Source organism: Ruegeria sp. C6, assembly GCF_056537625.1.
On the sequence record NZ_JBQFRW010000009.1, the window covers coordinates 1 to 23509 of the forward strand.

Genomic DNA, 23509 nt, shown 5'->3' on the forward strand with positions numbered 1-23509 from the left:
GGCCCGGCGCCGCGCAAAGCGCGGCGCCGGGCCCAAATTCCGAAAGTGGAATCGGCGCAGCCGATTGCATGTATCGGGTGCGGGAGTGTTCGCTCACCCGCAGTGCTTAGACCTGACGGACGGCACCTTTTGCGGCACTGGTCGTCAATTTGGCATAGGCTTTTAGCGCGGTGGACACTTTACGCTTACGTGGTGCAACGGGCTGCCAGCCCTTCTCGTCCTGCTCTTCGCGCCGCGCGGCCAGGTCTTCGTCGGAGACCGCCAGATGGATGCTGCGGTTGGGAATGTCGATTTCGATCGTGTCGCCGGATTTCACCAAACCGATCTCACCACCTTCCGCTGCTTCGGGCGAGACGTGGCCGATTGATAAGCCCGAGGTGCCACCCGAGAAACGACCGTCAGTCAGCAGCGCGCAGGCTTTGCCCAGCCCCTTGGATTTCAGATACGAAGTCGGATACAGCATTTCCTGCATTCCCGGCCCACCACGCGGGCCTTCGTAGCGGATCACCACCACGTCACCTTCCTTGACCTTGCCGGTCAGGATGTCATTGACAGCCTGGTCCTGGCTTTCGCAGACATAAGCTGAGCCTGTGAATTTCAGGATGTTCTCATCCACACCCGCAGTTTTCACGATACAGCCGTCGCGCGCGATATTGCCAAACAATACTGCCAGACCGCCATCCTGGCTGAATGCATGCTCTTTCGAACGGATCACGCCGCCTTCGCGGTCAGTGTCCAGCTCCTTGTAGCGATTCGACTGGCTGAAGGCTTGTGTAGTACGCACGCCGCCGGGCGCCGCTTTGAATAGGTCCTGAGCCTTCGGGTTGTTGGCGACTTTGATGTCCCAGTTGGCAATTGCTTCGCCCATGGTGCCCGAATGCACTGTATGGCAATCCTCATGCAGCAAGCCTGCGCGGCTGAGTTCACCAAGGATCGAGAAGATGCCACCAGCGCGGTGGACGTCTTCCATGTGCACGTTTTCGATGTTGGGCGCGACTTTGCACAAACAGGGCACTTGGCGGCTCAGGCGGTCCATGTCGGACATGGTGAAATGCACTTCACCTTCGTGCGCGATGGCCAGCAAATGAAGCACCGTATTGGTCGATCCACCCATTGCGATATCCAAGCTCATGGCATTTTCGAACGCGTCGAACGTGGCGATTTCACGCGGCAGGAAGCCTTTCTCGTCTAGATCATAGTGGCGCTTGGTGATCTCGACGATGCGGCGACCAGCTTCCAAGAACAACTCTTTACGGTCGGCATGTGTGGCCAGGGTCGAGCCATTGCCCGGCAGCGCCAGACCCAGTGCTTCCGCCAGACAATTCATCGAGTTCGCGGTGAACATGCCCGAGCATGAACCACAGGTTGGACAGGCGTTTTCTTCAATGTGTTGCACCTGCTCATCGGTAAATCGATCATCCGCTGCGGCAACCATCGCGTCGACAAGGTCGATCTTCTTGGCGTCCAGATCGGCGATGTCGATCTTGCCCGCCTCCATAGGTCCACCCGAGACAAAGATCGCAGGGATGTTCAGACGCATGGCCGCCATCAACATGCCGGGCGTGATCTTGTCGCAGTTCGAGATACAGACCATAGCGTCCGCGCAGTGGGCGTTAACCATGTATTCAACAGAATCCGCAATCACCTCACGCGAGGGCAGCGAATACAGCATCCCGTCATGGCCCATGGCGATGCCGTCATCGACCGCGATGGTGTTGAACTCTTTGGCGACACCGCCAGCGGCCTCAACCTCACGCGCAACCATCTGTCCCAGGTCCTTCAGGTGGACGTGACCGGGTACAAACTGGGTGAACGAGTTGACGATGGCGATGATCGGTTTGCCGAAATCGTCGTCTCCCATACCGGTGGCGCGCCACAGGCCGCGGGCACCGGCCATGTTACGGCCATGGGTGGAGGTTCTGGATCGGTACATTGGCATGATGCTGTATCCCTATTGCCCAAACTGCGATATTGGGTGTGTACGTTATAGCGCACGTACCATATGTACGTTATAACGCACAAGGCAAATCGCAGGGCGCGGCTATGGAATCGGACGAACTAACGCTGAAACTAAGGGATGTGCGGGCGGCATCAGGGCTGAGCCTGTCAAAAGTCGCGGAACTCACCGGGGTCAGCAAAGCTATGCTGGGCCAGATCGAGCGTGGCGAATCAAGCCCGACCATCGCAACCCTGTGGAAGATCGCGAAGGGTTTCCAGCTCCCGCTGAGTGCTTTGATTGGCACTGCTGCAATGCGTGACACGACAGATGCCGATGTGTTCAGTACCGTGAGATTTCCGGGAAGCATCGAAGTCAAGATTGTCTTTCCTTTTGATCCCGCATTGGGGGCCGAAACATTTCATGTCGAGTTGTCACCCAATCAAAGCCACGAATCTCCGGCCCATGCAGCAGGCGTAACCGAAGAGGTTTTTGTTCTGAGCGGAGCTTTGGACGTGCTGCGAAATGGAAACTGGGTTCCGCTACAATCCGGTCAAGGGTTGCGATTTTCTGCGGATGTGCCGCATGGATACCGCGCTGGTGATCAGGGAGCTGCTTTTCTAAATATGCACCACTATTCGCAACCAGCGGAAGTTTCAGAATCGGAAAGCCCCATACAATGACCGCACTACTGGACAGTTTGACCGTCGTCGATGCCATCGGCTCATTCGGGGCTTTGATCGTTGTTGCGGCATATTTTGCGACCCAGATGCGAGTGATGAACTCGGAGGATCTGGCCTTTCCGCTGGTGAATCTTATCGGTTCGGTGCTGATCGTGTTCTCACTGCTGCAGAACTTCAATCTGGCGTCGATGCTGATCGAAGGCTTCTGGATCATCATCAGCGTTATTGGGATCATCCAGTATTATCGCCTGCGTCGTTTGCGATAAATCCAGTGTGGTCGGGACGCTAGCGCTATCCAGCCTTGAACCTGCATCCTGCCAAGTATAGGGAAAACCCAAGCTCGCTTAGGGGAGGCATAGATGCAGGACGATCCAAAAACCCTCGTTTCTACCGAATGGCTTGCCGCACATCTCAAGGATCCGGATCTAAGGATTCTGGATGGGTCGTGGTACCTGCCGCAGCAAGCGCGAGACGCCAAGGCAGAGTATGACGCTGCCCACATCCCTGGTGCGCGGTTCTTTGATATTGATGAGATATCCGACCATCGTTCCGACTTGCCGCATATGGCACCTCCGGTCGAGAAGTTCATGTCGCGCCTGCGCGCGATGGGCGTTGGCGATGGCCATCAGGTCGTGGTCTATGACGGTGCGGGGCTGATGTCGGCGGCGCGGGTCTGGTGGTTGTTCCGTCTGATGGGACAGGACAATATTGCCGTTTTGGATGGTGGACTGCCAAAATGGCAGTCCGAAGGGCGCGAGATCGAAGACCTGCCCCCCATTATTCGCGACCGTCATATGACGGTGCGGGTTCAGAACCACCTTGTCCGCGATGTGACGCAAGTTTCATCAGCCGCGAAGCTTGCGGATCACGAGATCATCGATGCCCGTTCGGCGGCCCGTTTCTTCGGGACCGAAGCCGAACCGCGCGAGGGGTTGCGCTCGGGTCATATCCCAGGCTCGCGCAACGTGCCTTTTGGAATGCTGTTGAACAAGAATGGCACGATGAAGTCGCCCGAAGACTGCCGCGCGGTTTTTGAAGATGCCGGCGTCGACTTATCGAAACCCGCGATCACATCCTGTGGCTCTGGTGTGACTGCCGCAATTCTCAGCCTTGCATTGGAACGCATGGGCAAGAAAGACCACGCGCTTTATGACGGCTCCTGGGCTGAATGGGGTGCCTTCCCAACCCTGCCCGTCGCAACCGGAGAGAACTGATGTTCGAGAACCTTAAACCGCAGCCAGCAGACAAGATTCTGGCATTGATGCAGATGTACCGCGACGACCCACGTGATCACAAGATCGATCTGGGCGTTGGCGTCTACAAGAATGCCGAGGGGGTCACTCCGGTGATGCGCGCGGTGAAAGCAGCTGAAAAGCGTATTCTCGAAGAGCAGGAGAGCAAGGCTTATACCGGTCTGGCTGGTGATCCAGCCTTTGCGGACGCGATGATCGACTTGATCCTCGGAAATTCTGTCCCGCGTGGCAACATTGCAGCCGTAGCCACCCCCGGTGGTACCGGAGCCTGCCGTCAGGCGTTTGAGATGATCCGTATGGCCAACCCCACCGCGCGTGTTTTCGTGTCGAACCCCACATGGCCGAACCATTTGTCGATCCTGAACTATCTAGGGATCGAGACAGTCCAATACCGTTATTTCGACGGAGAATCGCGTGGCGTCGATTTCGACGGTATGATCGAGGACCTGAAAACTGCCAATGCAGGCGACGTGGTTCTTCTGCACGGCTGTTGCCACAACCCAACGGGTGCCAACTTAAATATGGTGCAATGGCAAGAGGTCGTGAGCCTGATCAACGCGCGTGGCCTCGTCGCAATGATTGACATCGCCTATCAGGGCTTTGGCGACGGTCTGGAAGAAGATGCGCAGGCAACCCGTCTGGTCGCATCGTCAGTGAAGCGCTGCCTGATCGCGGCGTCTTGTTCGAAGAACTTCGGCGTCTACCGCGAACGCACCGGCCTGCTGATGGCGATCAGTGACGATCCGGCACAGACTGCACTGAACCAGTCTACGCTGGCATTTCTGAACCGCCAGAACTACTCATTCCCGCCTGATCACGGCGCGCGGGTGGTGACGACGATCCTGAATGACGATGCTCTGCGGGCAGATTGGGCGACCGAATTGGAAGATGTCCGCCTTTCCATGCTGGGCCTGCGTCAGCAACTGGCTGATGAGCTGCAGAGCCTTAGTGGATCGGATCGATTTGGATTTATCGCCCAGCATCGCGGCATGTTTTCGCGACTGGGTGCCGCGCCAGAACTGGTTGAAAAGCTGCGTGCCGATCACGGCATTTACATGGTCGGTGACAGCCGCCTGAACATCGCTGGTTTGAACGCCAATACTGTGCCCATTCTGGCGCAGGCGATTGTAGATGTCGGCGTCTGAGCGATATCTTTGAATGAAGGAAAACCCGGGCGCGAACGCCCGGGTTTTTTTGTTTTTACTTGGTTGGCTATTAGCCCTTGGAGAATTCCGGATACGCTTCCATACCCAGTTCAGCCATGTCGAGGCCGTTGATCTCGTCCTCTTCGCTAACACGGATACCTACGGTGGCCTTCAGGATCGACCAAAGGATAAGAGCAGCACCAAAGGTGAAGACACCATAAGCAATGATCCCGGTCAGCTGAGTGATCAGGCTGGCTTCGCCATAGAAGATCACGGCGATGGTGCCCCAGATGCCAGCGAACAGGTGGACCGGGATGGCGCCGACTACGTCGTCGATCTTGAACTTGTCCAGCATCGGAACCGCGAAGACCACGATGATACCGCCCACAGCACCGATCCACAGAGCGCCGAACAGGGTTGGGGCCAGCGGCTCAGCAGTGATCGACACCAGTCCCGCCAGCGCGCCGTTCAGCACCATGGTCAGGTCGGGCTTTTTGTACAGCAGCTGTGTCATGATAAGGGCGGCAACGGCTCCAGATGCAGCAGCCATGTTGGTGTTGGCAAAGATGCGCGATACGTCCGAGACATCTCCTACAGTGCCCATCGCCAGCTGCGAACCACCGTTGAAGCCGAACCAACCCAGCCACAGGATAAAGGTACCCAGAGTGGCCAGAGCCAGGTTCGAACCAGGCATCGGGTGCACTTTACCGTCCTTGTACTTACCGATACGCGGCCCAAGGATGAGAGCACCTGCCAGAGCCGCCCAGCCACCGACCGAGTGCACGATGGTCGAACCAGCGAAGTCCGAGAAGCCTGCTTCGGACAGCCAACCACCACCCCACTGCCACGAGCCCGAGATCGGGTACATGATGCCGGTTAGGACAACAACGAAGGCAAGGAAGGGCCACAATTTGATCCGTTCAGCCACCGCACCGGACACGATCGAGGCGGTCGCTGCGACAAAGACCAGTTGGAAGAAGAAATCCGAACCGATTGAGGCGTAGTCAAGCGCCGCAGCATCTGCACCGACACCCACTGGGTCAAGCACGGTGGTCGAGAAGAACGGGCCCAGCCAGCCAGAAATGGTCCAACCATCACCGGGGTACATCAGGTTGAAGCCGATCAGCCAGTACATGATCGCGGCGATTGAAAACAGCGCGATGTTTTTGGTCATCTGCATCGCGACGTTCTTGGACCGCACCAGCCCGCCTTCGAGCATGGCAAAGCCTGCAGCCATGAAGAACACCAGGAAACCGCCCATCAGGAACAGCAGCGTGGTGAAGATATATTGGGTGTGTTGCGCGGGCTCTCCGGTAGCGGCCTCTTGCGCAAGACCCATCTGCGGCAGTGCGACGATCGCAGCAGCAGGGATGAGAGATTTCATCAGGTTCATTGTTAGTCCTCGAGTGATTGTGAGTAAGCGCGCTTAAAGCGCCTCTTCGTTGGTTTCCCCGGTCCGCACGCGCAGGGCTTGCTCGACATCGAGGACGAAAATCTTGCCGTCGCCGATCTTGCCGGTCTTGGCGGTTGTGGTGATGGTTTCGACGATCTGGTCGGCCATGGTGGCGGGCACCACGATCTCAAGCTTGATCTTGGGAACGAAATTCACGGCGTATTCGGCACCGCGATAAATCTCGGTGTGACCCGATTGCGAGCCAAACCCTTTGATCTCAGTCACCATCATGCCGCGCACGCCTGCATTGGTCAGCGCTTCGCGCACCTCCTCAAGCTTGAACGGTTTGATTGTCGCAATGATCAGTTTCACGTCTTTCCCCTCTACTACTCCGGGCGGCCCGGTATTTTGCATCTGCAGAAAAATGCGCGACGGAGGTTCAGATGGAACGTTTTCGGGGGGTAAATGAGGGTAAAAAATCAGCAATTATGCACAATTTTTGCACAAAACACGCTATTTGGTGAAAATATAGGCAAACTTGTGAGGGGAAATACGGGTATTTCACACCTCTACATGGCCGTTCCGGCGGGGTATGGTGCCCCAAAAGCATAACCGGGCAGAGTTTGAGCATGACTGAGTCCAACCGTCGCAAATCGCGCCTTGTCGCGGATAAAAGGTACCCGTCCAAAGGTCGAAAACCTACGGCGACCAAGCGGGCTGCAAAACCCGCTGGTAAGAAGTCGACGGCCCGAAAAGCCGCTCCGCGCAAAACGGCGCGGAAGAAAACGCGGCGCAGTTCTGGTGGGAAGGGCGGTGGCATTTTCCGCCGGCTGTTCCGCTGGCTCTGGCGCATAATTTGGGGGATCACTTGGAGGGTCGGCGCAGTGGCGGGGTTGCTGTTGGCGCTGGCGGTGGGTGTTGTTTACACCTCATTGCCGGATGTCGATGCCCTGCTTGATGGGCGGGCACGTGGTTCGGTGACCTTGCTGGATCGCGACGGCAAGGTCTTTGCCTGGCGCGGCGATCAGTTTGGCGGCGTGATTACGGCGGATACAGTTTCGCCGCATCTCAAGAACGCCGTGATCGCAACCGAGGATAAACGGTTCTACCGCCATTTCGGCGTCAGCCCGCGCGGTGTCGCCAGCGCGGTACGCATCAACCTGAGTGAAGGACGTGGACCGCTGTCTGGTCACGGTGGTTCAACGATCACCCAGCAAACCGCGAAACTTCTATGCCTGGGTGTGCCTTATGAGCCCAGCGAATGGGAGTCTGAGGCTGCATATGAAGCCGATTGCCGTCAGGGTTCGCTATGGCGCAAGGCGAAAGAGGCAGTTTATGCCATTGCGATGGAGGTCAAATACTCCAAGGATGAAATTCTGACGATCTATCTGAACCGCGCCTTCCTCGGTGCGGGAGCCCGCGGCTTCGAGGCCGCCAGCCAGCGGTATTTCGGTATTTCAGCAGCCGAAGTGTCTCCGGCCGAGGCAGCAATGCTGGCAGGTCTATTGGTGGCCCCGACACGCTATGCGCCAACGAACAACCTGCAACGTTCACAAGATCGGGCACGTTTGGTGGTTGGGCTGATGGAGGCTCAGGGCTATCTGAGCAGCGCGCAGGCCAGCGAGGCCCGCAGCCGTCCGGCGCAGTTGTCCGAGGCCGCTGCCGCGCGTGCTGGTGGTTACTTTGCCGATTGGGTCATGGCCAGCGGGCCTGAGTTTTTCACACGTAACACAACCGAGGACGTGGTGATCCGAACCACACTGGACCAGCGCATTCAAACGTCAGCGGAAGAGGCGCTTAAATTCATCTTCCAGGAGAAAGTGCGCGAAGGCTCCAAAGCACAGGCCGCTATTGTGGTGATGTCAGCGGATGGCGCGGTTCGAGGTATGGTCGGTGGGCGCAAGACCCGTGTTTCGGGGGCGTTCAACCGGGCTACGCAGGCTCTGCGTCAAACGGGTTCGTCGTTCAAACCGTTTGTCTATGCGACGGCCTTGGAGTTGGGATATTCACCGCTGGACACGGTGATGGATGAACCAACTTGCTGGAACATCGCAGGTTCAGGTCAGTGGTGCCCGAAGAACTACACCAATAAGTTCTATGGCCGGGTGACATTAGCAGATGCGTTGAAGAATTCGTTGAATATTCCCGCAGTGAAAGTGGCGGATATCTCGGGGCTGGACAACGTGCGCACGGTTGCCAGTGGTTTCGGCCTTTCAAGTGATCTGGCCGAGGGACTCGCGCTGGCGCTCGGCGCATCGGAAAGCACGCTGATAGAGATGACGGGCGCTTACGCCGGTATCTTGAACGGCGGTTCAGCGGTGGAACCCTATGGTCTGACCGAGTTGAAGCTGCTTGGTGAGACCGATCCAGTTATGATCACGACAACCGGTATCGGTGAACGCGTCATCAACGACAAGGCCGCCAAACAACTGACCTGGATGATGGAGCGTGTGGTCTCTGAAGGTACGGGTGGGCGCGCGAAGCTGCCGGGCTGGCAGGTGGCGGGCAAGACCGGCACGACCCAGGCCGCGCGGGATGCCTGGTTTATCGGATTTACCGCGGACTACGTTACGGGCGTTTGGATGGGGTATGATGACAATACGCCGTTGTCAGGTGTCACGGGTGGAGGCTTGCCGGCGGAGATATGGAAAGAGACCATGCTGCGCGTGACAGAAGGGATGACGCCCACGCCGTTGCCCATGTTGGCGCCGGACCCACCGGTTAGAACCGCGCAGCCGCAGCAACAGCGCCGTAAGAATCAAACCGGTTTGGACCGTGCGATCAACAACCTGCTAAACAACATCTTCGGAAACTGACGAACAAAAAAAGGCGGTGCGCTGGGCACCGCCTTTGCTAGTCTGAATGATCGTAAGATCAGACGCTTTCGTCTAGCGCTGCCAGAATTGCATCACCCATTTCGCTGGTCGAAACCGGCTCAACCCCTTCTTCGGCCAGCAGGTCAGCTGTGCGAACGCCGTCGGCCAGAACCTTCTCGATCGCCGCTTCCAGACGATCCGCTTCGTCGCCCTGATCAAAGCTGTAGCGCAGTGCCATGGCGAAGCTGAGGATACACGCAATTGGGTTGGCCTTGCCTTGACCTGTAATATCCGGGGCCGAGCCATGAACGGGTTCATACATGGCCTTAGGGCGGCCATTCGCCATCGGTGCGCCCAGCGAGGCAGACGGCAGCATGCCCAAAGACCCGGTCAGCATCGCTGCGCAATCGGATAGTACATCGCCAAACAGGTTGTCGGTGACGATCACGTCAAACTGTTTGGGCGCGCGCACAAGCTGCATCGCGCCGTTGTCTGCATACATGTGTGACAGCTCGACCTCGGGGTATTCCTGACCGACACGTGTCACGACCTCGCGCCACAGGATGCCCGATTCCATCACATTGGCTTTTTCCATCGAGCACAGTTTCTTATTCCGGCGCATCGCCAACTCAAACGCGGAACGTGCGGCGCGTTCGATCTCGGATTCGGTGTAGCGCTGGGTGTTGATGCCAACGCGCTCATTGCCTTCTTCAAAGATGCCGCGCGGTTCACCGAAGTACACGCCAGATGTCAGCTCGCGCACAATCATGATATCGAGGCCAGCGACCACATCCTTCTTCAGCGACGAGAAATCCGCCAGCGCGTCGAAGCACTGAGCTGGGCGCAGGTTGGAATACAGGTCCATTTCCTTGCGCAAACGCAGCAGTCCGCGTTCGGGTTTCAGGCTGAAATCCAGATCGTCATACTTAGGGCCGCCAACAGCCCCCAGCAGCACAGCGTCGACCTCTTGTGCCTTGGCCATGGTCTCATCCGATAGGGGCTTCCCGTGCGCATCATAGGCAGCGCCGCCGACCAGATCCTCGCTCACGTCAAATTGAAGACCGCGATTGGCGCCGAACCAATCGATGATTTTGCGCACTTCGGCCATAACTTCCGGGCCAATTCCGTCTCCGGGCAGGATGAGGAGCGAGGGGTTGGACATCGACAGTCTCCTTGCGTTTTGTCGCACAGGCCCTAGCGTTTGCGGCGCATCGGGTCAATGAGACGAACCCATCAAATCACGAGGAAACCACATGCTGACACCCGGAAATCCGGCCCCATCGCTAAAAATCGAAACAGTAAGCCATGGCACCTTTGATCTTGAGCGCGACACTGGCGAAAACGGAACGCTGGTGATTCAGTATCGCGGTCTGCATTGCCCGATCTGCGTTCGCCAAATGGGTGAGGTCGAGGCTGCGCTGGATGAATTCGCCGAGCTGGGGATTGAGGTGATCATGATCACCACGGATACCGACGAACGTGCGGCCGAGACGGTTGAGAAGGCCGGAGTGTCGAAGCTGCGCGTAGGATACGGCCTGTCCATGGCCGACGCGCGGGATGTCTGGGGCCTGAACATCTCGGTGGCTCGTGAAGGTAGTGCCGAGCCAGCGTTGTTCGCTGAGCCGGGACATTTCTATATCAAACCTGATCAGACCCTCTATTACGTCTGGCAGCAGACAACGCCTTTTGCGCGGCCGCCGATGTCGGACATCGTCGGCGGTTTGAAATTCACCTTGGCCAATAACTATCCTGCGCGCGGCACCTATACCGGCGCGCTGTAGGCGGTTTTAAAGCCGGGCCTTCAACCCGTCGGCCAGCAGATCCCAGACTCTGCGAATGCGCGGGGTCTGTCGCATCGCCTGAGGGGCAGCCAGCCAGACCGGCAGCACCGGTATCTCGACATCAATATCTAGCACTTCGACCAGAGGATCGGACTGCGCGATGCTGAGTTGGCTGAAGCCAACACCACACCCTGCGCGGATCAATTCCCAGTAGGCAGTCTGGTTGTCGCATCGCGTGGCAAAGCTGTCCCGGCTGGCAGGCCAGCCCTTGTTCCGCATAGCGGTGATAATGTCTTCATTGGTGTCAAATCCCACAAGGTCGTGCTGCATCAGCTCTGTCGGCGTTGTTGGTCGCCCCGCACGATCCAGATAGCTTTGGGCGGCGCAGAAACATAACGGCACCTCGCCGATATGCTTTGCCACGATGTCGACCTGTTCGGGCCGATACATGCGCACGGCAATATCGGCCTCGCGGAACAGCAAGTTTTCGCTGGCATCCGAGGCGACCAGATCAAGCTGAATCGCCGGTTCTGCCTCACGGATTGCGGCAAGTATCGGCGGCAACAGGTGATGCGATACAAATACCGAAGCGGTGATCCTGACCGACCCTTCCAGCTGTTGCGCCTGACCCGCTGCCGTCAGCCCCAGGGCATTGACTGCGCTGTACATCTGCTGCGCCATTGGCAGCACTTGCTGCCCCACCTCGCTGAGCGTCAGTCCACGCGCGTGACGATCAAACAGCGAGACCCCCAATTCTTCTTCCAGCGCATGCACCTGACGACCAAGCGTCGGCTGGCTGCGACCCAGTTGCTTTGCGGCTGCGGATAGTGAGCCGGTTTCGGCAACCGCCAGAAAGCTTTGAACTAAGGACCAGTCGGATAGTTGGAGTGTTTTAGCCATTCAAAAACGAATACATAATCTGCGATTTTTCGCAATTTCCAAAACATCGTGAATGAATAGATTGATCCGGAACGGAGGGATCAATGCCACAAACGGTACTTATTCTCGGGGCCACCGGTCGATTTGGACGCAACGCTGCAAGAGCTTTTTCGGATGCGGGATGGATTGTGCAAAAGTTTGATCGACGCAGGGAGGAATTGCGCGCGGCGCTACATGGAGTAGACGTCATCGTGAACGCCTGGAACCCGCTTTACCCCGACTGGGCGGAGCAGGTGCCAGAGTTGCATCGTCAGGTAATCGCCGCTGCATCAGAGCGTGACTTGACGGTCATTGTCCCGGGGAACGTTTATGTTTTCGGTGCGGATACGCCCGGCCCCTGGTCTACCAGGACACCGCATCTTGCGCGAAATCCGCTGGGACGCATTCGGATCGAGATGGAAGAGGCTTATCGTGCCTCGTCGGTTCGGACCATCATGTTGCGGGCAGGTGATTTCATAGATACCACGGCTTCTGGCAATTGGTTCGATCAGATTCTCATCAAACACTTGCGGCGCGGGCGCTTTGTGTATCCCGGCAATCCGGATATCGAGCATGCTTGGGCCTATCTGCCCGATTTAACTCGCGCTGCTGTGGAATTGGCAGAAATGCGCAACCTGCTACCGCGTTTCTGCGATGTCCCCTATGCTGGATACACCTTGACCGGCAATGAAATGGCATTGGCGCTTTCGCAGGTTGTGGGGCGTGAGCTTACCCTTAAACAGATGGCGTGGTGGCCCCTGCAACTGGCCCGCCCGTTCTGGCGGATGGCACCGCATTTGCTCGAGATGAGGTATCTGTGGGACACACCGCACCGGCTGGACGAGCACTTCTTTGATGCGCTGCTGCAGGAATTTACACAGACTGATCTGAGCGAGGCGTTGAGGAACGCCGTTCCCGCACCCGTGTCTGCTGAATCTCCCCAACGAATGGGCACAGCGTTGCGGTCATGACCGTGGTCTAATTGTCGATCAGATCGACCCAGACAAGCCGGTGACGGCTTGCGGCAACAGCCGCGTCACGGGATGCAGGTTCCGGCCAGTAGATGCCCGCATCGTGCACGCGCCAATCCGCGGAAGGCAGGACATAATCCACTCTCATCTCGCCAACGCCCTTCCACAAAACTGTTGAAGTTGACCCCGCAGGGTCAACAGGCATCGGATCCTGCAGTTGCGGATTGGCCAGAAGATCACGGATTGCCGATTTGCGACCCTCGCCATTGTAAGGATCCTGGTTCGCATCACCTGCGATGACAAAACGCTCCATAGGTTTCTTACCCAGATCACCGTTCAGCAAAAGCGACCAGAGCCGAATTTCATCCCGGTTGCGCAGTCCGTTCCGATCTTCAGGTCCATCAAAGACAGGCGGGCTGGCGTGAAACGTCATCAGGTTTAGGCGACCACTCGGGGTGTCGACCGGAACGACCCAATGCGATGTAGAAGACAGCCGCTGAACAGCCTGCGCTTGTGGTGATGGGAAGGGCTCTCCATCCTCGGCTGGCAGCTGGGCATTCGGCAAGTCGCGCCACCGCAACTGGGTGAATGACCGCACTTGATCGTTAGCGATAGGATAGCGGGACAGCACTGCCAGCCCATTCTGGCCGGTGAACCGCCCCCAGCCTTGTGCATCGCCCGGGCCGCCCGTCTCGCCGTCCCCATCCAGATCCAACGCGGTTTCGATCCCGGAATTGGGTTGCTCGGCATAACTGTATCGATAATCCAAGCCGTTGCTTTTCAGCGCCTCGACCAGCGCAGCAAGGGCAAGCCCGTCTAAATCCCAATCGATGCCTTGCAGCGCGACGATATCGGGACGGGTTGTCATCAGCACCTCGATCACCGCAGCGACCTGAGGGTCGTTCCGCCGAATATCACGCAGCAGCAGGCCGGGACCTTCGCGACTGAGTTCCGTATTGAAACTTGCGATGCGCAATGTCTCTGCCTGTGCCGTAAACGGCAACAGCAACAGAACCAGCAGTCGGATCATGCGATCTGAGTTGACTCGGAAGTTGAGTATGCGCGGCGCTTCTCAACGATCAGGCCGGCAATGCGCAGTGTCGCCATGCCTCGCATGATCATGCTGGCAGGCAGGAATGCCCATGCGCAAAGGGTCCAGATCAATGTCTGCGGATTGCTGAGCGCGATCGGCGTGATGAAAGCAGCCATCAGTTTGATCAGGGCGGGAATCAGGAAAGGCAGCAAAGCCCCAATTGCGATGTTGAGCCGCCCGTCACGCTGCAGACGGGTGACCACATCACCACCCTTGGTTGGGTCAAACAGCGGTAGATTGGTCCAGACGTTGAACGCGCCGTTGCCTGTTGGCCATCCCCGAAGCTTCACTGCATAGGCAAAGCTGGCGATGGTAACCAAGGCCGCGACATAAGCGACGCTGGCGGAGATACGCACCAAATCTACGAGGGGCTGGCTGGCATCGGCGGGCAGCATCAAAACCACAAGACGAACGGGGGAGTAGGGGAAATCCACCACATTCGCGACCATCAGGCCAACTGAATAAAACAGGCCAGTAAGTTCCGAGGGGGCATAGGCGTTTTTGCAGATCAGCGTCAGGAAGGTAACCATCGACATCAAACCGACAAAGCGCAGCCTGTTCACAGGTGGTGCGTCACGAAACTCGATAAAGCTTGGAAAGGCCGAGTTGTATTCCGAGAAAGTCAGGATAAACGCAAGGATCGCCAGAAAGACGACAATCTCAGTCCCATTCGACGTCGATGTAGGCAGGTACAACGCAGGGGTAAGCACCATAAGTGCTACCAATAATCCACGTATCGCCGCCCCCGTTGTGCGTGCAATCACAATCCGAACCCTTTTTCAAACCGGCGTAGTCGATTCTGTGCCGACTTATCGTCCAACTTGTGCTCACCGCTCGTTCGTTGGCGGCTACCTCATGGGTGCCAACTTTGCCGATAAGCGGTATTTCGCTCAAGCCAATGAGCAAATAACACGCAATTTCGGGCAAAATGATGGCGCAACTGGTGCGGGATTGCATCAATTTCGACGCAAATCCGACGTGTATCTCAAATTGATACCTACATGTTGTGGTGCTCTGGGTTTTTGCCCCAAGAATGCGAACAGGGCCGCGCTTGCGACCCTGTTAGGTTGAGTATCAACAGATTCGTCCCCAGAATCATACCCAGGGGCGGGCCTGACTCGCATGATCTTCGAACTTGTCGATGTGATGGTCTTTTTCCATCGTCAGGCCGATATCGTCCAGACCGTTCAGCAGGCAGTGCTTGCAGTGTGGGTCAATGTCGAACTCGATGACCATGCCATCCGAAGTGGTAATCTGCTGATCTTCCAGATGCACGGTCATGCGGGCGTTTTCACCCTTGTGCGCGTCATCCATAAGAATCGCGTGATGCTCTTCTTCGACTACGATGGGCAGGATGCCGTTCTTGAAGCAGTTGTTGAAAAAGATGTCGGCGAAGCTGGTCGAGATCACCACCTTGATGCCGAAATCCTTGATCGCCCATGGCGCATGTTCCCGCGACGAGCCGCAACCGAAATTGTCGCCGGCCACCAGAATCTCGGTGTTGCGATAAGCGGGTTTGTTCAGAACGAAATCTTCGTTCTCGCCGCCATGATCGTGATAGCGCATCTCATCAAACAGCACGACACCCAGGCCAGAGCGTTTGATGGTTTTCAGGTGCACTTTGGGAATGATCATATCGGTGTCGATATTGATCAGTGGCATTGGGGCGGCCACCCCGTGGACTTTTTCGAACTTTTCCATTTCTACACTCCTGCGGGGTAGGGCCGCGCCCGTGCTCCGCGTTTAAGCTTCTTTCGCTTCTGTTGTTTCGTCCTTGGGTGCGTTCTTGACGAAGAACGCCATGAAGACCAATCCGAATCCGTTGAACAGCATCTCAATGCCCAGGAAGATCCCGAGTATGCTCAGCAGAGCAGCCGGTTCCTTGCCCACATAGGTCCAGATGATGCCGGCGAGGATGATCGACAAGATGCCCGAGATCATCGTGGGCCAGAAAAACTGCGTTCCTTTCATCTGGAACGACAGAATGACCCGCGCGATGCCGCCTGCCATGAACAGGATCAGCATCACAGTTGCCAGCGTCAGCGTGCCCTGCAGCGGGTGATCCAGAAAGGACCAGCCCAGAAACAGCATGACCGCACCCATGATGAGTGACAGGATCTTGTTGCCAGTGCCTTCAACCGTGAAGCCACCAACGATCTGCATTCCGCCCGCAATCAATAGCAACACACCGGTTACTACTGTTACGGCAACGGACGCCACGACCGGTGCGCCCAATACGAACACCCCGAATGCTATGGACAAAAGTCCAAGCAGTAGCCATTTGACCCAATCACTCATGTTAGTCTCTCCATCAAATATCTAGATATGAGAGACTCTTACATCAATTCACGGACGTCTGTCAGCCGTCCTGTGATTGCCGCAGCGGCAGCCATTGCAGGGCTCAGCAGATGGGTACGCCCACCGCGACCCTGACGGCCTTCGAAGTTGCGGTTCGAAGTCGCGGCACAGCGCTCGCCCGGTTGCAGCTGGTCGGGGTTCATCGCCAGACACATTGAACAGCCCGCAAGACGCCACTCGAAACCGGCATCTTTGAAGATCTCGGCCAAACCTTCTTCTTCGGCCTGTGCACGCACCAAGCCCGAGCCTGGTACGACCATGGCGCGCATGCCGTCCTTGATCTTCTTGCCTTTCAGGATTTCCGCCGCAGCGCGCAGGTCTTCGATCCGACCGTTGGTGCAAGAGCCGATGAAAACAGTGTCGATTTCAACATCGCTCAGCTTTTGACCGGCTTCCAAGCCCATATACTCGATCGAACGGCGGGCCGCGTCGACTTTACCGCCTTCGAAATCTTCGGGATGCGGTACGGATGCGGTGATCGGCAGCACATCTTCGGGACTGGTGCCCCAAGTGACGACCGGCGCGATATCTTCACCACGCAGCGTGATGACTTTATCGAAATGCGCATCTTCGTCGGTGTAAAGCGTCTTCCACCAGTCCATCGCGGCTTCCCACTGCGCGCCTTTGGGGGCATGCGGGCGGCCTTTGACATATTCAAAGGTGGTCTCATCCGGCGCGATCAGGCCAGCGCGGGCACCGCCTTCGATGGCCATGTTACAGACGGTCATGCGCCCTTCCATCGAAAGATCGCGGATCGCTTCGCCGCAATACTCGATGACATAACCTGTGCCGCCAGCAGTACCGGTCTCGCCGATCACAGCCAGAGTGATATCTTTGGCGGTCACACCCGGCTGCAGTTTGCCGGTGATTTCGACCTTCATGTTCTTGGACTTCTTCTGGATCAGAGTCTGGGTGGCCAGAACGTGTTCAACCTCGGATGTGCCGATGCCGTGCGCCAGAGCGCCGAATGCACCATGAGTCGCCGTGTGGCTGTCGCCGCAAACAACGGTCATGCCGGGCAGGGTCCAGCCCTGTTCGGGGCCGACGATATGCACAATGCCCTGACGGACGTCGTGCACAGGGTAATAGTGAATGCCGAAATCCTTGGCGTTCTTGTCCAGTGCCTCGACCTGAATGCGTGATTCCGGGTTTTCGATACCATTCACACGGTCCGGCGTGGTCGGAACGTTGTGATCCGGCACGGCGATGGTTTTTTCTGGCGCGCGCACCTTGCGGCCCGCCATGCGCAGGCCTTCGAACGCCTGTGGGCTGGTCACTTCGTGAACCAGATGGCGGTCGATATACAGCAGGCAGGTGCCATCATCGGCCTCGTGGGCGACATGGGCATCCCAGATCTTGTCATAGAGTGTTTTGGGGGACATCGGTCCTCTCCCGTATGTAATGAGAAATAGCTGGCGAGTTGGCTTAGGCCGCCGATAGGCGGGCCAAGACCGTGCGGGCAGCCCCAAAGAACCGTTCACGCAGACGCGCGCGATCTTCCAGATTCTGTTCTTGGGCCACATTGAGTCTCATACGCACCAGATATAACGGGCATTCGTGTCAATCAAGGTTCAATCCCAACCGTCTCACTGCGGGCTTGCATCATCCAGCATCGCTGTCCAAGCTGACCTGCAGGAGAGGTGAATGAACCAGGATTTACTACCGGAGACGCTCTCGGAGCTTTACGCCAACATGACGGCGGCGTTTTCCTCGCAAATTGAAGGTCTGGTCGAGTTGATCGTCACCCCAGGATGGCGGCAGTATCAACTCATCATCATCCTGTTTCTCTGGGCAATCTCATTCTTGCTGAAACTGCTGACGCAGGGCCGATGGGAAACCTGGGCGAGGGCCCGGGTGGGATGGCCGAAATGGCGTCTGCGGATATTGATACAACTGATGCGCCGTCTGACATTGGTCTATTTTGTGTTGCTGTCTGGTGGGCTTTATCTGGTGATGCAACAGGTCACATGGCCGTCGCGGAGCTATATACTTGGTGTCTTCGCAACGCTGGCTGTTGCATGGCTGGCCATCGCGTTGGTTTCGCGATTGGTGAGAAACCGGACGCTGCGACAAATATTTAAATGGTCTATGTGGGTCTATGCCACGCTGATTGCGTTGAACCTGACGGATGATGTAGCCGGTTTCCTTGATGGCGTCGCCATTTCAATCGGTGATCTTCATATCTCGGCGCTGGGCATCATCAAGGCTGTACTGCTGATCGGCGTCCTGCTGACTTTGGCGCGTGTCGGCACACGCGCGGCTGAGCGCGGCCTTACGAACAATCAAGACATAACCCCATCGATGCAGGTTCTTCTGGCCAAGGGTATTCAGGTGCTGCTCTACGGGGCGGTGTTCATGGCGGCGATCCGCACCCTCGGGTTTGATCTGACTGGCATAGCGTTGCTGTCCGGGGCCATTGGCGTCGGGATCGGGTTTGGCCTGCAAAAAGTGGTTTCGAACCTGATCTCAGGCATTATCATCCTGATGGACCGGTCGATCAAACCGGGCGACGTGATTTCACTCGGGGACACATTTGGTTGGATTAACGCGCTGGGCGCGCGCTATGTCTCGGTGGTTACGCGGGATGGTCGGGAATATCTGATTCCAAACGAAGATCTGATTACCAATCAGGTTGTAAACTGGTCGCATTCCGACCGTTTCGTGCGGTTGGATCTTGATTTCGGCACCAGCTACGACGACGACCCGCACAAAGTCCGCGCGACAGCGATCCGTGCCGTCAAGACGGTTGGTCGAGTGCTGAGTGGAGGCAAACATGAACCTGTCTGCCATATCACTGGTTTCGGTGACAGCAGCGTGGACTATGTGTTGCGCTTCTGGATCAGTGATCCGAACAAGGGTCTGACAAACATTCGAGGCAATGTCTTCCTGGCGCTGTGGGATGCGTTCAAGGTCGAAGACATCTCGCTTCCGTTCCCGCAGCGTGAAATCCGTGTATTGGGCGGCCTGGAGGCCGACGCCGAGGCGCAACATCTCGCCAAAGATTGACTGGATGTGGGGCGCAGCGTCGGCCCTTTCATTGAAATGTTGCAATCCCCTTGTTACCTTATTAGTACCCCGGCGCCGGGGTTTCACGGCGCGCAGCAAAGGAGGACTATGTCCTGTCTCTACATACACAGGCGGGTTTGCCCGCCGATGATGGGGCCGGTGTAATGGCCCACTCTCAGTCAATCAGCGACAAGCTGCTTGAACGTATCCTTTCCTCACTTTCCGATGACAAGGCCGAAGACGTCGTGCAGATCAACCTGCAAGGTAAGTCTTCTGTTGCGGATCACATGGTGATTGCCTCGGGTCGGTCGACCCGCCAGGTCTCGGCCATGGCGGAAAAGCTGACGGATCGCATCAAGCAGGAATTCGGTTTCACCTCGAAGGTCGAAGGCAAGGATGCCGGCGACTGGGTGCTGATCGATACGGGCGACGTGGTCGTTCATATCTTCCGCCCCGAAGTGCGTGAATTCTATCAGCTGGAAAAGATGTGGCTGCCTCAGGGCGGCAGCGCCTCGGCGAATTGAGGCGCTATCCCGGCCTGTATTGAGGGGTCGGAGGCGAGAGAGACATGCGTATCAGCATCGTTGCGGTCGGGCGATTGCGCGCCGGACCGGAGAAATCCCTGCTTGACGACTACCTGACCCGATTTGACAGGACCGGCCGCGCGCTGGGCCTTGGTCCTGCGAAGGTGATCGAGGTCGAAGACAAGAAAAACGCAGGCATGGGGGCCGAGGCGGCCCTGCTGCGCAAGGCGCTGCCTAAAGGTGTGGTGATCTGTACGCTAGATGAGCGCGGACGGGTGTTGTCCTCGCCTGAATTTGCAAAAAAGCTGGGTGGATGGCGCGACGCGGGCCGACAGGATCTGGCGCTGATCATCGGCGGAGCGGACGGAATAGACCCTAATCTGCGGGCGGAGGCTGATTTTTCCCTATCCTTTGGGTCAATGGTCTGGCCCCATATGTTGGTCCGTGTGATGCTGGCCGAGCAACTTTACCGGGCCGCGACCATCCTTTCAGGCGGCCCTTATCACCGGGTCTGACATGGCGCAGCTATTGATCGTCTACCACTCGCGCACCGGCGGCACCCGGCAAATGGCTGAAGCCGCAGCCGAAGCAGCGCGGGATGAAGCGAACACCATCCTGAAAACCGCCGATCAGGCCGGGCCAAACGACCTGCTGGCCGCCGATGGCTATATCTTCTGCGCACCCGAGAACCTGGCTGCGATTTCGGGTCTGATGAAAGAGTTTTTCGACCGCTGTTATTATCCTGTGCTGGGGAGGATCGAAGGTCGACCCTATGCGCAGATGGTCTGCGCCGGATCAGATGGTGAGAATGCCGCGCGACAGATGGCTCGGATCGCAACGGGGTGGCGGTTGAAAGAGGTGCAACCGCCCCTGATCATCTGCACTCATGCGCAAACACCCAAAGCGATCTTGGCCGAAAAGATCATTCCTGGAGAACAACTTGAAAACTGTCGTGAGGTTGGAGCGGCCTTGGCCGCAGGTCTCAGCCTCGGGGTGTTCTGAGGGTCAGTTCAGATCGACCACGGTCGTGTCTTCGCTCCAACCACCGACATTGTCGCGCGCCTGAATTTGCACCTGCGTGGTCCCGTCCGGAATCACCACCCCGCCAAGTGACCGTGTAAAGGGCTGCTCATCGACATGAGGGTGATGCAGCACACGCATCCCCAGCTCGTTCCCCTGCATATCCAGAACACGCCAGCCATCGGCATAGTCATCCCATCCGGTGTCGGAGTGGCGGATCGTGACGTCGAACCGCCAGGTATCCCCATTTGATTGGGCTGAAACCTGTTCGACCATCGGAGGGTCGGCGAATGCGGGGCTGGCCAGTAAGGCGCTGAGAATCAGATATCGCATGGGGTCAAACTATGCGCTCGCGCATCGCATCGCGATCACGACTCTGTGTTTGGTGGCGCAGTCATGATTACGGTGCGTGAATGCGAGGCGAATTCGCGACGATAGAGCACACCGAATGTGACGATTGAGCTTAGGATCAGGGCTACCGGTCCAAGTATCCATGCGATTGAAGCCAACGCAAAATATGTCGCCCGCAACGCGCGATTGAAACTACGAGCCGCCGTGATGCAGATATCAGCAGATTGTGTGGCGCGTGGATAGGCCTGTGGATCATCGGGATCATTTGGAACAGCGGCCATCAGAATTGCGCAATACCCAAACAGGCGATGCGACCAGACAAATTTCAGAAAAGCGTTCGACAGAAAAAGCAGAATAATCAGTATCTTGATTTCCCAAACCATGGCAGGCGCACGGCCGATGGCAAGATCTTCAGCAACCCCAGCAAGGCGTTCGGTATTGCCAAGCAATGCCAAGCCGCCGCCTATTGCAATCATGATTGTCGAAGCGAAGAACGTGCTGCCCTGGCGCATGGCCGAGATCACTTGTGCATCGAACACACGCGGCTGGCGCGTCACCATTTCACGCATCCAGACCTTGCGGAAATCATCCATCATCAATGAAACCGACGGTTTCTGAGAGGACGGATTTTCGATCCTCCATCCAATCCCTAGCCATGTCGCGAACAACAGCAAAACGGCAGCATAGTCCAGCGAGGAAAACAGTAATGTGCGGTCGATCCAGGTCATGCCGCGACACTATTGTTGGATTCGGCAACTTGCCAGTCGATAAAATTGGTAATATAATTTTACCAAATGGAGGATCAGCGATGGAAATGCCCAAGCCAAATCCGGATGTCTTAGCACGCAAGCAGGCATTGGTTGCGCGACTACAGCAAGTGCTGCCGAAGTATGCTGTTATCCATGAAGAGGCCGAGACCAGGGCTTATGAATGTGATGCGCTGACCGCCTATAAATGCCCGCCAATGCTGGCTGTACTGCCTTCGACCACGCAGCAGGTTTCCGATGTCTTGCGCATTTGCCATGAACTGGGTGTGCCGGTTGTACCGCGCGGCGCGGGCACGTCATTGGCCGGTGGCGCCCTGCCGACGGCAGATTGTGTGATTCTAGGCGTTGCACGGATGAACGAAGTTCTGGAAATCGATTACGACAACAGGTTTATCAAAGTGCAATCCGGCCGAACCAACCTGAGTGTAACCGGTGCCGTTGAAGAAGAGGATTTCTTTTACGCTCCCGATCCCTCATCCCAGCTTGCCTGCGCCATTGCCGGGAATATCGCGATGAATTCCGGCGGCGCGCATTGCCTGAAATACGGGGTGACGACCAACAATCTGATGGGTGTGACTATGGTTATGATGGATGGCAGCGTGGTCGAAATTGGAGGTGCCTATCTGGACGCTGGCGGGTTGGACCTGTTGGGTGTTATCTGCGGATCCGAAGGGCAATTGGGTGTCGTAACTGAAGCAACGTTGCGCATCCTGCGCAAACCTGAGGGCGCGCGTCCCGTTCTGATGGGCTTTGACGATAATGAAGTAGCCGGTCAATGCGTCTCTGACATAATCAAATCGGGCATATTGCCTGTCGCGATCGAGTTCATGGACCGCCTTTGTATTCGAGCCTGCGAGAATTTCGCCCAAGCGGGTTATCCTGATTGCGAGGCGTTGCTGATTGTCGAAGTTGAAGGATCAGAGGCAGAGATCGATAGCCAGTTGTCGAAGATTATCGAGATCGCCAAGCGGCATAATCCGGTTGAGCTGCGAGAAAGCCAATCGGCTGATGAAAGCGCCCGTATCTGGCTGGGGCGGAAATCGGCCTTCGGCGCGATGGGGCAAATCAACGATTATATGTGTCTGGATGGGACGATCCCGGTCTCATCGCTACCCTTCGTCCTGCGCCGGATCGGGGAGCTGAGCAAAGACTATGGCCTGCCAGTCGGCAATGTGTTCCATGCTGGTGACGGCAACATGCACCCCTTGATCCTGTTTGACGCCAACAAACCCGGCGATCTTGAGAAATGTGAGGCGTTCGGGGCGGACATCCTGAAGCTTTGCGTTGATGCGGGGGGCTGCCTGACTGGTGAGCATGGGGTCGGCATCGAAAAGCGTGATCTGATGACACACCAATATGAACCACAGGATCTTGAGGCGCAGATGGCGGTGAAAGATGTGTTTGACCCGAATTGGCTGTTGAACCCAGCCAAGGTGTTTCCGCTAAAGGCGTCTGCCACGCGCAGGATGGCCGCGGAATAGATGAGCCTTCCCC

General features: G+C 57.0%; 25 protein-coding genes. 12 read left to right on the forward strand and 13 right to left on the reverse strand.

Annotation, left to right across the window (positions count from 1 at the left end; translation table 11 throughout):
- Positions 1 to 106: 106 nt before the first annotated feature.
- Complete coding sequence (gene ilvD / locus ACR0MJ_RS19275; protein ID WP_170636495.1) at positions 107 to 1939, reverse strand: dihydroxy-acid dehydratase; 1833 nt, start codon at positions 1937 to 1939, stop codon at positions 107 to 109.
- Between the two features lie 104 nt (positions 1940 to 2043).
- Here ilvD and ACR0MJ_RS19280 point away from each other — a divergent pair, with 104 nt between their 5' ends.
- From ACR0MJ_RS19280 to ACR0MJ_RS19295, 4 genes are all read left to right on the forward strand, one after another.
- Positions 2044 to 2619 carry a helix-turn-helix domain-containing protein gene (locus tag ACR0MJ_RS19280; RefSeq protein ID WP_480762216.1) on the forward strand — a complete coding sequence of 192 codons (576 nt, stop codon included), beginning with the start codon at positions 2044 to 2046 and terminating at the stop codon, positions 2617 to 2619.
- Positions 2616 to 2885, forward strand: a complete 270-nt coding sequence (locus ACR0MJ_RS19285; RefSeq protein WP_170395139.1) for a CBU_0592 family membrane protein — start codon at positions 2616 to 2618, stop codon at positions 2883 to 2885. Before ACR0MJ_RS19280 ends, ACR0MJ_RS19285 begins: the two co-directional genes overlap by 4 nt.
- 93 nt (positions 2886 to 2978) lie before the next feature.
- The gene (gene sseA, locus ACR0MJ_RS19290; protein WP_170395143.1) at positions 2979 to 3833 is read left to right on the forward strand and encodes a 3-mercaptopyruvate sulfurtransferase; all 855 of its coding nucleotides are present in this window, start codon (positions 2979 to 2981) and stop codon (positions 3831 to 3833) included.
- A complete protein-coding gene (locus tag ACR0MJ_RS19295; protein WP_480762217.1) occupies positions 3833 to 5017 on the forward strand; it encodes an amino acid aminotransferase in 1185 nt (394 codons plus the stop codon). The genes sseA and ACR0MJ_RS19295 overlap by 1 nt, the downstream gene beginning before the upstream one ends.
- 70 nt (positions 5018 to 5087) lie before the next feature.
- Here ACR0MJ_RS19295 and ACR0MJ_RS19300 read toward each other — a convergent pair whose 3' ends face one another.
- The gene (locus tag ACR0MJ_RS19300) at positions 5088 to 6410 is read right to left on the reverse strand and encodes an ammonium transporter (RefSeq protein WP_170395150.1); all 1323 of its coding nucleotides are present in this window, start codon (positions 6408 to 6410) and stop codon (positions 5088 to 5090) included.
- Between the two features lie 33 nt (positions 6411 to 6443).
- Positions 6444 to 6782, reverse strand: coding sequence for a P-II family nitrogen regulator (locus ACR0MJ_RS19305; RefSeq protein ID WP_039541190.1), 339 nt, complete (start codon positions 6780 to 6782; stop codon positions 6444 to 6446).
- A 257-nt stretch (positions 6783 to 7039) separates the two neighbouring features.
- Here ACR0MJ_RS19305 and ACR0MJ_RS19310 point away from each other — a divergent pair, with 257 nt between their 5' ends.
- Entirely contained in the window at positions 7040 to 9226 is a 2187-nt protein-coding gene (locus ACR0MJ_RS19310; protein WP_480762218.1) for a transglycosylase domain-containing protein, read from the forward strand.
- A gap of 58 nt (positions 9227 to 9284) precedes the next feature.
- On the opposite strand, the gene leuB is transcribed toward ACR0MJ_RS19310, so the two are convergent.
- Positions 9285 to 10388, reverse strand: a complete 1104-nt coding sequence (gene leuB, locus ACR0MJ_RS19315) for a 3-isopropylmalate dehydrogenase (RefSeq protein WP_170626350.1) — start codon at positions 10386 to 10388, stop codon at positions 9285 to 9287.
- 91 nt (positions 10389 to 10479) lie between these two features.
- Here leuB and ACR0MJ_RS19320 point away from each other — a divergent pair, with 91 nt between their 5' ends.
- Positions 10480 to 11007, forward strand: a complete 528-nt coding sequence (locus tag ACR0MJ_RS19320; RefSeq protein WP_170515492.1) for a redoxin domain-containing protein — start codon at positions 10480 to 10482, stop codon at positions 11005 to 11007.
- A 6-nt stretch (positions 11008 to 11013) separates the two neighbouring features.
- On the opposite strand, the gene ACR0MJ_RS19325 is transcribed toward ACR0MJ_RS19320, so the two are convergent.
- A complete protein-coding gene (locus ACR0MJ_RS19325) occupies positions 11014 to 11907 on the reverse strand; it encodes a LysR family transcriptional regulator (protein ID WP_170395159.1) in 894 nt (297 codons plus the stop codon).
- Positions 11908 to 11990: 83 nt separating this feature from the next.
- Here ACR0MJ_RS19325 and ACR0MJ_RS19330 point away from each other — a divergent pair, with 83 nt between their 5' ends.
- Positions 11991 to 12896, forward strand: coding sequence for a sugar nucleotide-binding protein (locus tag ACR0MJ_RS19330; RefSeq protein WP_170515489.1), 906 nt, complete (start codon positions 11991 to 11993; stop codon positions 12894 to 12896).
- Between the two features lie 7 nt (positions 12897 to 12903).
- On the opposite strand, the gene ACR0MJ_RS19335 is transcribed toward ACR0MJ_RS19330, so the two are convergent.
- From ACR0MJ_RS19335 to ACR0MJ_RS19360, 6 genes are all read right to left on the reverse strand, one after another.
- The gene (locus ACR0MJ_RS19335) at positions 12904 to 13926 is read right to left on the reverse strand and encodes an endonuclease/exonuclease/phosphatase family protein (RefSeq protein WP_480762219.1); all 1023 of its coding nucleotides are present in this window, start codon (positions 13924 to 13926) and stop codon (positions 12904 to 12906) included.
- On the reverse strand, positions 13923 to 14753 hold the full coding sequence (locus ACR0MJ_RS19340; protein ID WP_170395166.1) for a hypothetical protein: 831 nt from the start codon (positions 14751 to 14753) through the stop codon (positions 13923 to 13925). The genes ACR0MJ_RS19335 and ACR0MJ_RS19340 overlap by 4 nt, the downstream gene beginning before the upstream one ends.
- Before the next feature lie 331 nt (positions 14754 to 15084).
- Positions 15085 to 15690: a 3-isopropylmalate dehydratase small subunit gene (leuD, locus tag ACR0MJ_RS19345; protein WP_480762220.1), complete on the reverse strand. Its 606-nt coding sequence runs from the start codon at positions 15688 to 15690 to the stop codon at positions 15085 to 15087.
- A 42-nt stretch (positions 15691 to 15732) separates the two neighbouring features.
- Positions 15733 to 16287: an HdeD family acid-resistance protein gene (locus ACR0MJ_RS19350; protein WP_170395171.1), complete on the reverse strand. Its 555-nt coding sequence runs from the start codon at positions 16285 to 16287 to the stop codon at positions 15733 to 15735.
- Positions 16288 to 16325: 38 nt separating this feature from the next.
- Positions 16326 to 17729 carry a 3-isopropylmalate dehydratase large subunit gene (leuC, locus tag ACR0MJ_RS19355; RefSeq protein ID WP_170395174.1) on the reverse strand — a complete coding sequence of 468 codons (1404 nt, stop codon included), beginning with the start codon at positions 17727 to 17729 and terminating at the stop codon, positions 16326 to 16328.
- Positions 17730 to 17772: 43 nt separating this feature from the next.
- Positions 17773 to 17868: an isopropylmalate isomerase gene (locus ACR0MJ_RS19360; RefSeq protein WP_260023663.1), complete on the reverse strand. Its 96-nt coding sequence runs from the start codon at positions 17866 to 17868 to the stop codon at positions 17773 to 17775.
- 123 nt (positions 17869 to 17991) lie between these two features.
- On the opposite strand from ACR0MJ_RS19360, the gene ACR0MJ_RS19365 reads away from it, so the two are divergent.
- The 4 genes from ACR0MJ_RS19365 to ACR0MJ_RS19380 all read left to right on the forward strand — a co-directional run bounded on the left by ACR0MJ_RS19365 (position 17992) and on the right by ACR0MJ_RS19380 (position 20879).
- Complete coding sequence (locus tag ACR0MJ_RS19365) at positions 17992 to 19353, forward strand: mechanosensitive ion channel domain-containing protein (RefSeq protein ID WP_170613609.1); 1362 nt, start codon at positions 17992 to 17994, stop codon at positions 19351 to 19353.
- Between the two features lie 164 nt (positions 19354 to 19517).
- Positions 19518 to 19877 (forward strand): ribosome silencing factor, encoded by a 360-nt coding sequence (rsfS, locus tag ACR0MJ_RS19370; RefSeq protein ID WP_039541351.1) that lies wholly within the window; start codon positions 19518 to 19520, stop codon positions 19875 to 19877.
- Positions 19878 to 19921: 44 nt separating this feature from the next.
- Positions 19922 to 20392, forward strand: a complete 471-nt coding sequence (gene rlmH / locus ACR0MJ_RS19375; RefSeq protein ID WP_170515789.1) for a 23S rRNA (pseudouridine(1915)-N(3))-methyltransferase RlmH — start codon at positions 19922 to 19924, stop codon at positions 20390 to 20392.
- Between the two features lies 1 nt (position 20393).
- Positions 20394 to 20879 (forward strand): flavodoxin family protein, encoded by a 486-nt coding sequence (locus ACR0MJ_RS19380; protein ID WP_480762221.1) that lies wholly within the window; start codon positions 20394 to 20396, stop codon positions 20877 to 20879.
- A 3-nt stretch (positions 20880 to 20882) separates the two neighbouring features.
- Here ACR0MJ_RS19380 and ACR0MJ_RS19385 read toward each other — a convergent pair whose 3' ends face one another.
- Entirely contained in the window at positions 20883 to 21230 is a 348-nt protein-coding gene (locus ACR0MJ_RS19385) for a hypothetical protein (protein WP_223117432.1), read from the reverse strand.
- A 35-nt stretch (positions 21231 to 21265) separates the two neighbouring features.
- Entirely contained in the window at positions 21266 to 21976 is a 711-nt protein-coding gene (locus tag ACR0MJ_RS19390) for a DUF599 domain-containing protein (RefSeq protein ID WP_170395190.1), read from the reverse strand.
- Positions 21977 to 22056: 80 nt separating this feature from the next.
- Between ACR0MJ_RS19390 and ACR0MJ_RS19395 the strand changes: the two genes are divergently transcribed.
- Positions 22057 to 23496: an FAD-linked oxidase C-terminal domain-containing protein gene (locus ACR0MJ_RS19395; RefSeq protein WP_480762222.1), complete on the forward strand. Its 1440-nt coding sequence runs from the start codon at positions 22057 to 22059 to the stop codon at positions 23494 to 23496.
- Positions 23497 to 23509 lie beyond the last annotated feature (13 nt).